Annotated in this window: 14 protein-coding genes; 9 read left to right on the top strand and 5 right to left on the bottom strand. The window is 71.9% G+C overall.

Annotated elements, in window-relative coordinates; genetic code table 11:
- Positions 1-19: 19 nt before the first annotated feature.
- From KU893_RS23370 to KU893_RS17865, 4 genes are all read right to left on the bottom strand, one after another.
- The gene (locus KU893_RS23370) at positions 20-145 is read right to left on the bottom strand and encodes a hypothetical protein (protein ID WP_257441357.1); all 126 of its coding nucleotides are present in this window, start codon (positions 143-145) and stop codon (positions 20-22) included.
- A complete protein-coding gene (locus KU893_RS17875; RefSeq protein ID WP_218235737.1) occupies positions 142-600 on the bottom strand; it encodes a TetR family transcriptional regulator in 459 nt (152 codons plus the stop codon). The genes KU893_RS23370 and KU893_RS17875 overlap by 4 nt, the downstream gene beginning before the upstream one ends.
- A gap of 204 nt (positions 601-804) precedes the next feature.
- Positions 805-1,461: a response regulator transcription factor gene (locus tag KU893_RS17870; protein ID WP_257441356.1), complete on the bottom strand. Its 657-nt coding sequence runs from the start codon at positions 1,459-1,461 to the stop codon at positions 805-807.
- 83 nt (positions 1,462-1,544) lie between these two features.
- The gene (locus tag KU893_RS17865) at positions 1,545-2,795 is read right to left on the bottom strand and encodes a sensor histidine kinase (RefSeq protein ID WP_218235735.1); all 1,251 of its coding nucleotides are present in this window, start codon (positions 2,793-2,795) and stop codon (positions 1,545-1,547) included.
- Between the two features lie 178 nt (positions 2,796-2,973).
- Between KU893_RS17865 and KU893_RS17860 the strand changes: the two genes are divergently transcribed.
- The 8 genes from KU893_RS17860 (at position 2,974) to KU893_RS17825 (ending at position 11,582) form a co-directional block, all read left to right on the top strand.
- On the top strand, positions 2,974-3,282 hold the full coding sequence (locus tag KU893_RS17860; RefSeq protein ID WP_218235734.1) for a hypothetical protein: 309 nt from the start codon (positions 2,974-2,976) through the stop codon (positions 3,280-3,282).
- Positions 3,269-4,594, top strand: a complete 1,326-nt coding sequence (locus KU893_RS17855; protein WP_218235733.1) for a cytochrome P450 — start codon at positions 3,269-3,271, stop codon at positions 4,592-4,594. The genes KU893_RS17860 and KU893_RS17855 overlap by 14 nt, the downstream gene beginning before the upstream one ends.
- Before the next feature lie 101 nt (positions 4,595-4,695).
- Positions 4,696-6,201 (top strand): fatty acid desaturase, encoded by a 1,506-nt coding sequence (locus KU893_RS23695; protein ID WP_218235732.1) that lies wholly within the window; start codon positions 4,696-4,698, stop codon positions 6,199-6,201.
- A gap of 1 nt (position 6,202) precedes the next feature.
- The gene (locus tag KU893_RS17845; protein ID WP_218235731.1) at positions 6,203-6,397 is read left to right on the top strand and encodes a ferredoxin; all 195 of its coding nucleotides are present in this window, start codon (positions 6,203-6,205) and stop codon (positions 6,395-6,397) included.
- Positions 6,398-6,469: 72 nt separating this feature from the next.
- On the top strand, positions 6,470-7,033 hold the full coding sequence (locus KU893_RS17840; protein ID WP_257441355.1) for a TetR/AcrR family transcriptional regulator: 564 nt from the start codon (positions 6,470-6,472) through the stop codon (positions 7,031-7,033).
- A gap of 260 nt (positions 7,034-7,293) precedes the next feature.
- Positions 7,294-8,496 carry a M15 family metallopeptidase gene (locus KU893_RS23690; protein ID WP_218235729.1) on the top strand — a complete coding sequence of 401 codons (1,203 nt, stop codon included), beginning with the start codon at positions 7,294-7,296 and terminating at the stop codon, positions 8,494-8,496.
- Between the two features lie 143 nt (positions 8,497-8,639).
- The gene (locus tag KU893_RS17830) at positions 8,640-9,803 is read left to right on the top strand and encodes a CaiB/BaiF CoA transferase family protein (RefSeq protein WP_218235728.1); all 1,164 of its coding nucleotides are present in this window, start codon (positions 8,640-8,642) and stop codon (positions 9,801-9,803) included.
- 285 nt (positions 9,804-10,088) lie between these two features.
- Complete coding sequence (locus tag KU893_RS17825; protein ID WP_218235727.1) at positions 10,089-11,582, top strand: DEAD/DEAH box helicase; 1,494 nt, start codon at positions 10,089-10,091, stop codon at positions 11,580-11,582.
- Between the two features lie 73 nt (positions 11,583-11,655).
- Here KU893_RS17825 and KU893_RS17820 read toward each other — a convergent pair whose 3' ends face one another.
- On the bottom strand, positions 11,656-12,429 hold the full coding sequence (locus tag KU893_RS17820; protein ID WP_218235726.1) for a MerR family transcriptional regulator: 774 nt from the start codon (positions 12,427-12,429) through the stop codon (positions 11,656-11,658).
- A 62-nt stretch (positions 12,430-12,491) separates the two neighbouring features.
- Between KU893_RS17820 and KU893_RS17815 the strand changes: the two genes are divergently transcribed.
- A complete protein-coding gene (locus KU893_RS17815; protein WP_218235725.1) occupies positions 12,492-13,703 on the top strand; it encodes an acetyl-CoA C-acetyltransferase in 1,212 nt (403 codons plus the stop codon).
- Positions 13,704-13,705: the final 2 nt, after the last annotated feature.

Genomic DNA, 13,705 nt, shown 5'->3' with positions numbered 1-13,705 from the left:
GGGGTGCTGGGGATGGTGCTCAGCCGAGCGCCGCGCGGGCGTCGGCGACGGTGGTGTCGAAGTGTTCGGCGAAGGTGCGGCCGGCGTCGGCGGCGGTGCGTTCGAGGGCGTCGTCGAAGAACGTGATCAGCAGGCGCAGGATCACGCGCACCTTCTCGTTCGGGAAGTCGGCGCCCTCGCGTTGGCGGATGCACTCGCCCAGCAGGTCGGCGGCGGACTCGAAGCGCCCGTGCACCAGCTGGATGAGCCGCGGGTCACGGCGTCCCGTACGGCGGCCATGTGCTGCTCGGAGCCGGCCTGGTCCCGGGTCGTCTCGTGGGCCAGCACGATCAGGTCGTCGAACAGGCGGCCGGTCGGGCCGCCGCCGACGAAGGTCGCCACGAGCTCCTCGTCCACGGCGGGCTCGGGGCCGAGGACGACCTCCGCCTTGCCGTCGAAGTAGTTGAAGACCGTGCGCCGCGACACGTCCGCCGCGGCCGCCAGGTCGTCGATCGTCCAGCCGTCGAAGCCGTGCTCGAGCGTCAGCCGTACCGCGCACTGCTGGAGGCGGAGCGCGGTCAGGTGCCGCTTCTCCTCGCGCCTGTTGCACAGTTCGGCCATGAGTGCATCTTTGCACTTTGGGGGGTGTAGTGTAAAATCGTGACGGGGGTCACTCCGCCCCGACCGCGCGCTTCTGGCGAGCCATCGTGCCTACGATCCGGAGCGCGTCCCCGTACCCGGAGCACTCGTGGCCGGTCTTCCTCGTCCTCGGCATCGCCGAGCTGGCCCTGCTCGCGCCGACGAATCCGGTCGTTGCGAGGTACCTCAGGAGCCGGGTGACACCAGCCCGTGGTCGTACGCGTAGACGATCGCGGCCGGCCGGTCACGCAGGCCGAGCTTGGTGAAGATCCGTCCGACGTGGCTCTTCACGGTGAGCTCGGAGATGACCAGCTCGGCCGCGATCTCGCCGTTGCTGCGGCCGCCGGCGATCGCACGGAGCACCTCGAGCTCGCGTGCGGTCAGCGGGTCCACGCCCCCGCCGGCAGGGGCGACCGGGGCGGGCGCGAAGCTGCGGAACCGGTCGAGGACGCGCCCGGTCACGGCCGGGTCCAGCCAGCTGCCGCCCTCGGCGACCGTGCGGACCGCACGGATCAGGTCGTCGGCCGAGGAGTCCTTGAGCAGGAAGCCCGCCGCCCCGGCCCGCAGCGCGCCCGAGAGCATCTCGTCGTCGTCGAACGTCGTCAGCGCGAGCACCGGCGGCCCCGCGGCCTCGACCACCGCGCGGGTGGCCGTGATCCCGTCGACGGAGCGCATCCGCAGGTCCATGACGACCACGTCGACGCCGCCCGCGCCGAGCCCGTCGAGGGTGGCCGGCACCTCGGCGCCGTCGGTGCACTCGGCGACGATGTCGAAGCCGTCGCGCCGGCGCAGGATCCGCCGCAGACCGGAGCGCACCAGCTCCTGGTCGTCGACGAGGACCACCTTCAGCAGGGGCTGGGTCTGAGCGGGGCCCCCGCGGGGTTGTTCGGGGGAGCGAGGCGGAGGAGAAGAACGTCGCGGGGTGCTCATGCTGTCTCCATCCTTCCGAGGGTCCGCCCGCACGGGAGGTCGAAGCCGGGGCCGGATCGCACGGCCCCGCCGAGGCGTACGTCGACCACCCAGTCGCCGCCCGCCGGCCCGGCGTCGAGCAGCGCGCCGAGCTGGGCCGCCCGGGCCTGCATTCCGGCCAGTCCGGAGCCGATCCCGTCGGGGCGCGGTCGGCCGCTGGGCAGCGGGTTGCTGATCCGCAGCCGCGCCCGGCCGCCGGTCACGGTGAACCGCACCCGGACCGGGGCGTCGCCGCCGGCGTGCTTGACGACGTTGGCGAGCGACTCCTGGGCGATCCGGTAGAGACCGAGCCCGGCGGTGTCCGGCAGGCTGCGCGGGTCGCCCTGCTCGTCGTACTCCACCGCGAGACCGGCGGCCGCCATCTCCCGCACCAGTGCGGCGATGTCGGCGGCACCGGGCAGGGCATGGCGTTCGGAGGTGCCGTCGGCCATCGCGCTCACCGCCCGGCGGATGTCGGCCATGGCGCGGCGTCCGACCTGCTCGGCGTCGGCGAGTGCGGCGTCGACCTCGGCCACCGCCTCGGCCGTCTCCTGCGGGCTGGCCGTCTCGCCGACGTCGCGCAGGGCGCGGCGGGCGCCGGTGACCTGGAGCAGCGAGATGCTCAGCGAGTGGGCGACGAGGTCGTGGATCTCGCGGGCGATCCGCTCCCGCTCGGCCGTCGTCGCCCGGTCCCACGCCTGCTCCCGGGCGCGCCGCTCCGCGATCAGGGCCCGCATCTGCCACAGGAGCATGGCGCCGATGACGAAGCCGAGCAACAGCTCGAAGGTGTAGAGCGGCGCTCCGACCAGCCCGGGCCCGATCGCGGCCCCGATGAGCACGACCTGGCCGATGGCGGCGACGGACAGGCCTTCGTGCAGCCCGTCGCGGGCGGTGATCTCCGCCGTGGCGAGGCCGAGCAGCACGGGGGCCAGGTCGAGGACGCCGTCCGGCGGCCGGGACAGCAGCAGCGCCGCGGCCAGCACGCTGCCGGCGCTGTCGGCCCACCACGGCACCCAGCGGTGGGTCGTGAACTGGATGAGGGGGGAGACCATCACCAGCGGCACGCAGACCAGCAGCGGGTCGAGTGGCCACAGCGCGTCGCGCAGCACCAGGGCGACGACCACCGAGACCACCTGGCCCAGGTGGGACGCCAGTGGCACCCACCACGGGTAGGGGATCTGGTGCCGTTCGAGGTTCGACTCGATCCCGGCGCGCAACCAGCGCAGCATGGCGACAGCCTAGGGAGCAGGGGGGTCGCGGTCATCCGGCCGCGGGAGGCCGCCCGGCTCCTCCCCTGGTAGGAGGCCAGGTCCCTGCCGTCGTCCGATGTCCGCATGGCGATCTCGCGCCTACTTTCGACCCATCCCTCCGCACGACATCCACCCGACAGAGAGGTCGGTGAGGACGATGACCTGGACCGAGACACGCCGCCGTTGGCAGGCCTTGCGCGCGATCGAGCAGGAGCTCGGGGCCACGGATCGGCCCGCGCTCCCGTGGAACGACGAGCTCGCGCTGATCTTCGGCGACCGTGCCGGCCTGCGGGCCGCGCTGCGCTACCGCTGGCGGCTCGCCGTCACCACCCAGCTCGACACCCACCTGCCCGAGCGGGTGCTCGAGGAGCAGCGCCGGCTCCTCGCCGAGCGCGCCCGCGGCGTGCTCGCCGTGCTGGACAGCGAGACGGGGGAAGAGTTGGGTACGACGCATGCGGTCGCCTGACCTCGCGCGCGCCGTCGACCTGCCGCGCTCCTTCGCCGCCTGGGGCCTGGCCCACGGGATCCAGCGCTCACTGATCCAGCGCGGCGCCCGCCGGGGTGACCTGATCAGCCGGATGGTGATGGACCCGTCGCTGCGTCTGGACCCGTTCCCGGCGTACGAGGAGCTGCGTGGCCGGGGCGTGATCGGCGCCAACGACCTGATCTCGGCGAGCGTCGACCACGCGGTCTGCAACGAGGTGCTCCGCAGTGACGCCTTCGGCACCGCCGGCGGCCAGGGCGAGCTGCCGAAGCCGCTGCGCTGGCTGCACCACAAGGTGATCGACCCTGACACCCTCGGGCCCGTCGACCCGCCGTCGATGCTCGCGGTGGACCCGCCGCTGCACACCCGCTACCGCAAGCAGGTCGCCCGTGCCTTCACCGCCCGCAAGGTCGGCCGGATGGGCGACCGGGTGAGCGACGTCGCCGGCGACCTGCTCGACGAGCTGACCGGGGTCGAGGAGTTCGACCTCATCGCCCGCTACGCCTCCCAGCTGCCGGTCACCGTGATCGCCGACCTCCTCGGCGTCCCGGAGCTCGACCGCGACCGGCTCCTCGCGCTGGGCAACGAGGCTGCCGTGACCCTCGACCCCGGCCTGTCCTGGCGGCAGTTCCGCCGGGCGGAGGTGGCGCTGCGCGAGATGCACACCTGGTTCCGGGGCCACGTCGAGCGGCTGCGGGCCAGTCCGGGCGACGACCTGATCAGCCAGCTGGTCCTGCTCGACGGCCCGGACCGGCTCGACCCGGTCGAGCTCCACCAGGTCGGCCTGCTGGTGCTCGCCGCGGGCTTCGAGACCACCGTCAACCTGATCGGCAACGCCGTCGCGCTCCTCGACGGGCACCCCGACCAGCTGCGCCGGCTGCAGGAGAACCCCGACGGCTGGGGCAACGCGGTCGACGAGGTGCTGCGGCACCAGTCGCCGGTCCAGCTGACCCTGCGGATCGCGCTGCGCGAGACCGAGGTCGCCGGCAAGCGGTTCCTGCCGGGCCACGGCATCCTGCTCTACCTCGGCGGCGCCAACCGCGACCCCGCGGTGTTCGCCGATCCCGGCGTCTTCGACGTCACCCGGGCCAACGCGGACCAGCACCTCGCCTTCTCGGCGGGCGTGCACTTCTGCCTGGGCGCCAGCCTGGCCCGGTTGGAGACCGCCGTGGCGCTGCGGGCGCTGTACGAGCGCTACCCCGACCTCCACGTCGCCGGCCGCCCCGAGCGGCGCGGCACCCGGGTGCTGCGCGGGTTCGAGCGACTGCCGGTGCGGACCACCGTGCGGATGTGACGACAGGCACTTTACAAGTCGGCCCCTCTTGTCAAAAGACTTTACAAGTCCTACCTTTCTGTCAAGCGGCAGGTGCCTGCCGCGGGCGAGGAGGCCAGACGATGACCGGACCGAATGTCGGTGCGACCGTTCCCGAGGGATCCACGGAGCAGTGGAAGGACAAGAAGCGCTACCTGTGGCTGTGGGGACTGATGGTCCCCGGCTTCGGCGTGCTGTTCGCGCTGGCCTACATCGCGACCGGCGGCTGGTGGGGGTTCGCCCTCGTCGCGCCGTTCCTGATCAACTTCTTGATCCCGCTGCTCGACCTGGCGATGGGCACCGACCAGAGCAACCCGCCGGACGAGGTCATCGAGGAGCTCGAGAACGACAAGTACTACCGCTGGGTGGTCTTCGCCTACGTGCCGATGATGTTCGCGCTGGTGTTCGCGGGCTACTACATCATCGGCGAGGGCAACCCGGTCGCCTGGCTGCTCAACCACGTCGGCCTGGGTGACTGGGGCGACGCGCACCTGAGCGCGAACCTGATGGTCGACCACCTCGAGCTGCCGTGGTGGGAGAAGGCGCTGTGGGCGCTGTCGATCGCCGGCGTCGTCGGCATCGGCATCAACACGGCCCACGAGCTCGGTCACAAGAAGGAGTCGGTCGAGCGCTGGCTCGCCAAGATCACCCTCGCGCCGACCTTCTACGGCCATTTCTACATCGAGCACAACCGGGGCCACCACGTCCGCGTGGCCACGCCCGAGGACCCGGCGTCGTCCCGCCTCGGCGAGAGCCTGTACCGCTTCTGGCCGCGCACCGTCTGGGGCTCGCTGAAGAGCTCGTGGGAGGTCGAGGCCAAGCGCTACCGCCGCAAGGGCACGCACCCCTTCCACGTCGGCAACGACGTGCTCAACGCCTGGGCCATGTCCGTCGTGCTGTGGGCCGCCGTCGTCGCGCTCAACGGCTGGGAGGTCGCGGTCTACGTCCCGATCACCGTCGTCTTCGGCTTCTCGCTCCTCGAGGTCGTCAACTACCTCGAGCACTACGGCCTCAAGCGTCAGCGGGTCGGCGAGAAGCAGCGCTACGAGCGGGTGCTGCCGATGCACAGCTGGAACAGCAACAACATCGTCACCAACATCTTCCTCTACCACCTGCAGCGCCACAGCGACCACCACGCCAACCCCACCCGGCGCTACCAGGCCCTGCGCGACTTCAAGGAGTCCCCGGCGCTGCCGACCGGCTACGCCGGCATGATCAACCTGGCGCTGATCCCGCCGCTGTGGCGCAAGGTCATGGACCACCGGGTGGTCGAGCACCTCGACGGCGACGTCACCTTGGCCAACATCGCTCCGGGCAAGGAGGCGAAGTACCTCGCGAAGTTCCCGCCGCCGGGCGAGCACGCGGTCAAGACCGAGGACCTCTTCGCGCAGCAGTTCGTCGGCGAGGTGCTGGCCGCCAAGTGCCCGGGCTGCTCCTACGTCTACGAGGTCGCCGCAGGCGACGAGCACGAGGGCTTCGCCGCCGGCACCGCCTGGGCCGACATCCCCGACGACTGGTGCTGCCCGGACTGCGGCGTCCGCGAGAAGATCGACTTCGTCCCGTTCGACCCCGAGAAGGTGCAGGCCTGAGATGAAGATCGTCGCGGATCTGGAGAAGTGTGAGGGCCTCGGCATGTGCGAGGCCATGGCGAACGACTACTTCGAGGTGGACGAGGACGAGGACAAGGTCACCGTTCTCGACGACGCCCCGCCGGAGGGCGACCGGGCCCACGTGTACGCCGCCGTGCAGGCGTGCCCGGTGCTCGCGCTGACGCTCGAAGGCTGAGGCCGGGGCCCGATGTCCCTCCTCGCCGACCGGACCCGGGCGCTGGTCGAACGGGTGGCTACCCTCACAGGGGTGGCCACCCTGACCCTTCGCGACCGCCTGCTCGAGGCGGCCGTCGAGCTCACCACCTCCGCGGGGTGGGCGAAGGTCACGATGGCCCGCCTCGCCGACGAGGTCGGGGTCAGCCGGCAGACGGTCTACAACGAGATCGGCACCAAGAGCGACCTCGCCGAGGCGATGGTGCGCCGCGAGCTGGACCGCTTCCTCGGCGGGGTGACCCGCTCCTTCGACGAGAACCCCGACGACCTGGTCGCCGCGATCCGCGACTCGGCGCGGCGGGTCCTCAAGTACGCCCAGGACAACGCGCTGCTCCACGCCGTCGTGTCGGCGACCCACGGCGCCGACACCGAGCTGCTGCCGTTGCTGACCACGCACTCCGAGTACCTCCTCGAGGGCGCCAAGCTGGTGGTCGCCGACCGCGTGGCGGCGTACGACGTGGGCCTGCCTCCCGACCGCCTGGCCGCCAGCATCGACATGGTCGTGCGGCTGGTGCTCAGCCACGTCATGCAGCCCTCGGCCGACCCCGCCCGCACGGGCGACGACATCGCCTGGATCGCCGAACGCGTCCTTCGCTGATCGCGCACGTACTACCCTTCGCCTCGGGAGCCGTCGGGAGGGCCGGCGGAGGGATGAGGACCATGGGGTTGGTGCGACGCGCCCTGGGGTGTGGCTCTCGAGCCACGGCCGTGGCGAGCGGCGATTCCGGCCGATCTGGCAAGGCGGCGGAGCGACGTCGTGCTGGATGGCCCTTCGAGCGACGCCAACGCCGCCAGATCGAGTCGGAATCGTCGCGTAGCCGGCCGGGGTTCGGGAGCCGCACCCCGTGGAGCCGGCCGGTGGTCGGGCTCGCAGGCGGTGCTGCCCTCCTCGCGCTGACCGCCTGCGGCACGCCGCAGGGTGCGGAGAAGGGCCCGAAGGCCGACCCGAGCGAGGCGGCGGCCGGCACGACCGCCACGTCGACGACCGCCGTGGCCGACCCGGCGCACGCGGTGGCCCCGCCGGGGCCCTTCGACGGCAAGCAGTACGGCGACGACCTGCTCCTCGTCTCCGAGGGCACCCTGTCGGAGGCCGACCTGGCCACGATCACCGGCGTCATGGTGCGCGGCAAGAAGGGCGTCGCCGCCTTCACCCAGCTGTCCTACGGCCAGTTCTCGGTGCAGAACAAGCTCTTCAACATCGCCGCCGTCGACCCGGGCGAGTACCGCCGGTTCACCGGGAACGGGTCCGCGACGTTCCAGGAGCAGTGGGACCGGATCGCCGGCGGCGAGGTCGCGATCCCCAAGGCGCTGGAGCAGGACCTGGTGCCCGACGCCAAGGGCTACCTGAACGTCGAGGACGAGAAGATCCACATCGGCGCGCTGTTCCCCGGCGGTGTCGACGGCATCGCCGCGGTCGTCAACAGCCGCTGGGGCGACGCGCTCGGGCTGCCCGAGGACAACGCCGTGCTGATCAACACCGGGCTGTCCTCGCCGCAGGTGGTGCGCGACAAGATCGAGAAGGCCTTCGGCAAGGACCGGTTCTCCATCAGCGCCCTCGACATCGTCGCGCAGAGCGGCATCGACCCCGGCACCTACCAGCAGGCGATCCCGGTCGGTGCGTTCAGCGACGCGGTCGGTGTCTTCCGCTACACGCCGATCGGCGGCGGCCGGATCGCGCCCGACCCAGCCTGGGTCAAGGCCCACATCGTGACCGAGGTGGTCCCGATCCTCGGCTCGGTCACCTGCAACAAGTACCTGATGCCGCAGCTCAAGGCGGCGCTCGCCGAGATCGTCACCAGCAAGCTGGCCGACAAGATCCACCCCGGCGAGTACGCCGGCTGCTACTACCCGCGCTTCATCGCCGGGTCCACCCAGCTGTCCAACCACTCCTTCGGGCTGGCGCTCGACTTCAACGTCCCGGGCAACCAGCGCGGCACGGTCGGTCAGATGGATCGGGTCGTCGTCGCGATCTTCAAGAAGTGGGGCTTCGCCTGGGGCGGCGACTGGGCCTACACCGACCCGATGCACTTCGAGCTGGCTCGGATCGTCAACCCGGGCTGAGCCTCGCAGCCGGTCTGGTACCGCACCCCATGCGTTCTGGTCGTCAGATCCGCCGAACTGCGACCAGAACGCATGGGGCGCGGCACAGGACCAGCCCGAGACACTGACAGCATCGCTGTCAGCGTTGTGCGAGGATCGGCACCATGACGTTCGCGCTTGGTCAGGGAACCGGTCCGCTCAAGGGCCTCAAGGTCGTCGAGATCGCCGGCATCGGGCCCAGCCCGCACGCCTGCATGATCCTGGCCGACCTCGGTGCCGACGTGATCCGGGTCGAGCGTCCGGGCGGGCAGATGCTGACCGGTGGCTCGCACGACCTGCTCAACCGCGGCCGGCCCAGCGTCGCGCTCAACCTCAAGGACCCCGACGCGGTCGCCACCGTGCTCGACCTGGTCGAGCAGGCCGACGTGCTCGTCGAGGGCATGCGCCCCGGCGTCGCCGAGCGGCTCGGCTTCGGCCCCGAGGAGTGCCACGCCCGCAACCCGCGCCTGGTCTACGGCCGGATGACCGGCTGGGGCCAGGACGGCCCGTGGTCGCAGGCCGCCGGCCACGACATGAACTACATCGCCATCACCGGCACCCTCCACGGCCTGGGCCAGGTCAAGGACAAGCCCCAGTTCCCGACCAACCTGGTCGGCGACTTCGGCGGCGGGTCGACGTACCTGGTCATCGGCATTCTCGCCGCGGTCTTCGAGGCGCAGGCCTCCGGGCAGGGCCAGGTCGTCGACGCGGCGATCGTCGACGGTACGGCGAACCTCAACGCGATGACCTCGGCCTTCCTCGCCGGCGGCGGGTACAAGGAGGAGCGGGCGGCCAACCTGCTCGACGGCGGCGCGCCGTACTACGACATCTACGAGACCGCCGACGGCGAGCACATGTCCGTCGGTGCCCTGGAGCCGCAGTTCTACGACCTGTTCGTCGAGCTGCTCGGCATCAAGGACACCGCGCCCGACCGCTGGGACGTCGCGAAGACCGACGAGCTGCGCGCCCTGATCACCGCCACCTTCAAGCAGAAGACCCGCGAGGAGTGGTGCGCGATCTTCGACGGCACCGATGCATGCGTCGCCCCGATTCTGCGGATGAGCGAGGCCAAGGACCACACGCACATCAAGGGCCGCGAGATCTTCGTCGAGCACGAGGGCATCGTGCAGCCGCAGCCCGCGCCGCGGTTCTCCCGCACGAAGGCGACCCTCTCGCACCCGCCGGCCGCCGGCGCCGGCTCCCACACTCGCGAGGCGCTCGAGGCCTGGGGCGTCAAGGACGTCGACGGGCTGATCGAGCGCGGCGCCGCGGTGCAGCTCGAGGGCTGATCCCCGCCGGCACCGGGCCCGGTGGTGGGCAAGGTCGCGGGCAAGGTGGCACAGCCCACATCGCCACGTCCGGCGCGGATTCACCCCGCCGGACCCGCGGCCCCTAGGCTGGGGACACCGATCCGGCCAGTCTTGCCCCGGATCCCGGCGCACCGCGCAGCACCACCTCGCGGACCGCGCCCCTCACCAGAGGCACCGCTTCACCGCCTGTCACCGGACAGGCAGCACGGCGAGACGCCCACCTGAGGGGATCGCTGCGTCCTGCGGTCTCCGGAGAGAAACACCGTGACCACCACCTTCGCCGACCTCGGCGTGCCCACTGCTCTGCTCGACGTCCTGACGGCCGACCAGATCACCGTCCCCACGCCGATCCAGGCCGCGACCCTGCCCGACTCGCTGAAGGGTCGCGACGTGCTCGGCCGCGGTCGCACCGGCTCGGGCAAGACCTATGCCTTCGGCATCCCGCTCGTCGCGCGCCTGGCCGCCGAGGGTGAGCGCCGCCGCCCCGCGCCGAAGCGCCCCCGTGCCCTCGTGCTGGCGCCCACCCGTGAGCTCGCGAGCCAGATCGCGGCCACCGTCGCCCCGCTCGCGAAGGCCGTCGGCCTGCGCACCACCACCGTCTTCGGCGGCGTCGGTCAGGGCCCGCAGGTCAACGCCCTGCGCGACGGCGTCGACATCCTCATCGCCTGCCCCGGCCGGCTCGAGGACCTGATCGGCCAGGGCTACTGCAGCCTCGCCGACGTCCGGGTCACCGTGCTCGACGAGGCCGACCACATGGCTGACCTCGGCTTCCTGCCGGCCGTGCGCCGCCTGCTCGACCAGACGGCCAAGGGTGGCCAGCGGATGCTGTTCTCCGCGACGCTCGACAACGCGATCGACGTCCTGGTGAAGCGCTTCCTCGTCGACCCGGCGGTGCACGAGGCCGACTCGGCCCAGTCGCCGGTCACGAAGATGGACCACCACGTGCTCCACGTGGAGCGCGAGCAGCGGCTGCCCGTCCTTCTCGACCTGGTCAGCGCGCCCGGCCGCACGGTCGTCTTCACGCGCACCAAGCACGGCGCCAAGGCGCTGGCCCGCCAGCTCAACAAGAACGGCGTGCCCGCGGTCGACCTCCACGGCAACCTCAGCCAGGGTGCGCGTACCCGCAACATGGAGGCCTTCCACAGCGGTACGGCGACCACGCTCGTCGCCACCGACATCGCGGCCCGCGGCATCCACGTCGACGACGTCTCGCTCGTCGTCCACGCCGACCCGCCGGCCGAGCACAAGGCCTACCTGCACCGTTCCGGCCGCACCGCGCGCGCCGGCGCCGCCGGCACCGTGATCACCCTGATGACCAGCGAGCAGCGGGGGGACGTCCGTGCCCTCACCCGGGCCGCCGGCATCACGCCGACCACCACCCGGATCCAGGGCCCCGACCACCCGGTGCTGCAGGACCTCGCCCCCGGCGAGCGGTCCCGCCCCGGTGGCATCGACCTCACCCCGGCCGCTGCCCAGGGTGGCGGCAACGGTGGCGGCAACGGTGGCGGCGGTCGCCGTCGTCCCGCCGGCAAGAAGCCCGCCGCGAAGAAGCCGGGCGCCAAGAACGGCGGCGGCCCGGGTCAGGGTCAGGGTCAGCCGCGCTCGGGTGGCCAGGGCGGCGCGAAGCCGGCCGGCCAGCGCTCGGGCGGCGGCGGCCGCGGCCGGTCGCGTTCGCGTGGCGCCGGCTCGGGCGCCGGCGCGGGCTCAGCCTCGGGCGGCGGCCACAGCGCTGCCGGCTTCAGCTCCGGTCGCCGCTGACGTTCCGCGCCCCATGCGAAATGGTCGTTGATTCCGACAGATCGCGACCAGAGCGCATGGGGTGCGCCCGACCTCAGCTGCGCCCGGGGGTGCGAGCCGCGCGCGTGACCGCCGACTCGTACGCCGACACCAGGCCGCCGACCGACAGCGGCTTGAGCCGCTCCATGATCTCGCGGAAGTGCTCGGAGGTCGTCGCGTCGCCGTACAGCGGGGCGAGCTTGTCGTTGATGACCTCGTAGAGCTCCTTGGCCATCTGCTCGCCGTGCTCCTGGTAGACCGCCGCGGCGGCGACCGCGACCTCGCGGGGGAAGCCGAGCTCGAGCAGCCGGATGCCGATGGCGAGCTGGTTGCTCGCCACCAGGTACGACGACCCGCGGACCCGCAGCACGCCGAGGGCCTGCAGCGTGGCGACGTCCTCGGCCGAGAGCGCGCGCCCGGCCTTCTTCTCCAGCTGCTCGCGGTCCATCTCGACGGGCAGGTCGGACTGCCAGGGCGCGAGCATGGTGCGCGCCAGGGTGATGTCCTCGGGACTGGCGTCCTCGGGGATGCCCGCGACGTACCGCTCGATCGCCGACAGCGTGAATCCGTGGCTCTGCAGCTCCAGCACCAGCTCGATCCGGGCCAGGTGGGCAGCGGAGTAGTAGCCCGACCGGCCGCGCCTGATCGGCGGCGGGATCAGGCCGCGTGAGGTGTAGAAACGCACGGTCCGCACGGTCAGCCCGACCCGCGTGGTGAGCTCCTCGAGGGTGAGCAGCTCCTCGCCCCGCTGCGCCTGCGGATCCGGACGCGACGCCGTGCCGGGTGCGTCGTGGCTCACACCGTCCGCGGGCCCCTCGCTCTTGACCATGACAGTAATAGTGTCACAATCGTCCTCAGAGACACCTCTCCCGTACAGAAACAAGGACGGTCATGGCAGAAGCATTCGTGTACGACCACCTCCGCACCCCGCGCGGCCGCGGCAAGGCCAACGGCTCCCTCCACGAGGTGAAGCCGGTCGACCTCGCCGTCGGCCTCGTCGACGCCGTGCAGGAGCGCAACCCGGGCCTCGACCCGAACCGGATCGACGACCTCGTGCTCGGCGTCGTCTCGCCGATCGGCGACCAGGGTGGCGACATCGCCAAGACCACGGCCATCGCCGCCGGCCTCCCGGACACCGTCGCCGGTGTCCAGCTCAACCGCTTCTGCGCCTCGGGCCTCGAGGCCGTCAACCAGGCCGCCAGCCGGGTCCGCGGCGGGTTCGAGGACCTGATCCTCGCCGGTGGTGTCGAGGGCATGAGCCGCGTGCCGATGGGCTCCGACGGCGGCGCCTGGGCGTCGGACCCGGCCACCGCGTTCAAGGCGGGCTTCGTGCCGCAGGGCATCGGTGCCGACCTGATCGCGACCCTCGAGGGCTGGAGCCGCGAGGACGTCGACGCCTTCGCCGCCGAGTCGCACCACCGCGCCGCGAAGGCGTGGGCCAACGGCTACTTCGACGGTGCCGTCGTCCCCGTCAAGGACATCAACGGCATGACGATCCTCGCCCGGGACGAGACCATCCGTCCCGACACGTCGGTCGAGAGCCTCGGCGGCCTCAAGCCGTCCTTCGCCCAGCTCGGCGCCGACGCCGGCTTCGACGAGGTCGCGCTCGAGAAGTACCACTGGGTCGAGAAGATCAACCACGTCCACCACGCCGGCAACAGCTCCGGCATCGTCGACGGCGCCTCGCTGACCCTGATCGGCAACGAGCAGGTCGGCAAGGACCTCGGCCTGACGCCGCGGGCCCGCATCATCGCGACCGCCGTCTCCGGCGCGGACCCGATCATCATGCTGACCGGGCCGGCCCCGGCCGCCCGCAAGGCGCTGGCCAAGGCCGGCCTCGAGGTCGGCGACATCGACCTGTTCGAGATCAACGAGGCGTTCGCCGCCGTGGCCATGCGCTTCATGCGCGACATGGGCATCGACGACAGCATCACGAACGTCAACGGCGGCGCGATCGCCATGGGTCACCCGCTGGGTGCGACCGGCGCGATCATCCTCGGCACCCTGATCGACGAGCTCGAGCGCCGCGACCTGCGCCGCGGCCTCGCCACGCTGTGCGTCGGCGGCGGCATGGGCATCGCCACCATCGTCGAGCGCGTCTGAGC

It is taken from the genome of Nocardioides daeguensis (assembly GCF_019192965.1).
Classification (GTDB): Bacteria; Actinomycetota; Actinomycetes; order Propionibacteriales; family Nocardioidaceae; genus Nocardioides; species Nocardioides daeguensis.
The sequence above is the reverse complement of the archived record's forward strand: the minus strand, read 5'-3'. Positions and strand labels throughout refer to the sequence as shown.

Coding starts and splice junctions, on each gene's coding strand:
- KU893_RS17855 (WP_218235733.1), top strand. CDS start 3,269: ATGCGGTCGCCTGACCTCGCGCGCGCCGTCGACCTGCCGCGCTCCTTC.
- KU893_RS17820 (WP_218235726.1), bottom strand. CDS start 12,429: ATGGTCAAGAGCGAGGGGCCCGCGGACGGTGTGAGCCACGACGCACCC.
- KU893_RS17875 (WP_218235737.1), bottom strand. CDS start 600: ATGGCCGAACTGTGCAACAGGCGCGAGGAGAAGCGGCACCTGACCGCG.
- KU893_RS17815 (WP_218235725.1), top strand. CDS start 12,492: ATGGCAGAAGCATTCGTGTACGACCACCTCCGCACCCCGCGCGGCCGC.
- KU893_RS17860 (WP_218235734.1), top strand. CDS start 2,974: ATGACCTGGACCGAGACACGCCGCCGTTGGCAGGCCTTGCGCGCGATC.
- KU893_RS17830 (WP_218235728.1), top strand. CDS start 8,640: ATGACGTTCGCGCTTGGTCAGGGAACCGGTCCGCTCAAGGGCCTCAAG.
- KU893_RS17845 (WP_218235731.1), top strand. CDS start 6,203: ATGAAGATCGTCGCGGATCTGGAGAAGTGTGAGGGCCTCGGCATGTGC.
- KU893_RS17865 (WP_218235735.1), bottom strand. CDS start 2,795: ATGCTGCGCTGGTTGCGCGCCGGGATCGAGTCGAACCTCGAACGGCAC.
- KU893_RS23695 (WP_218235732.1), top strand. CDS start 4,696: ATGACCGGACCGAATGTCGGTGCGACCGTTCCCGAGGGATCCACGGAG.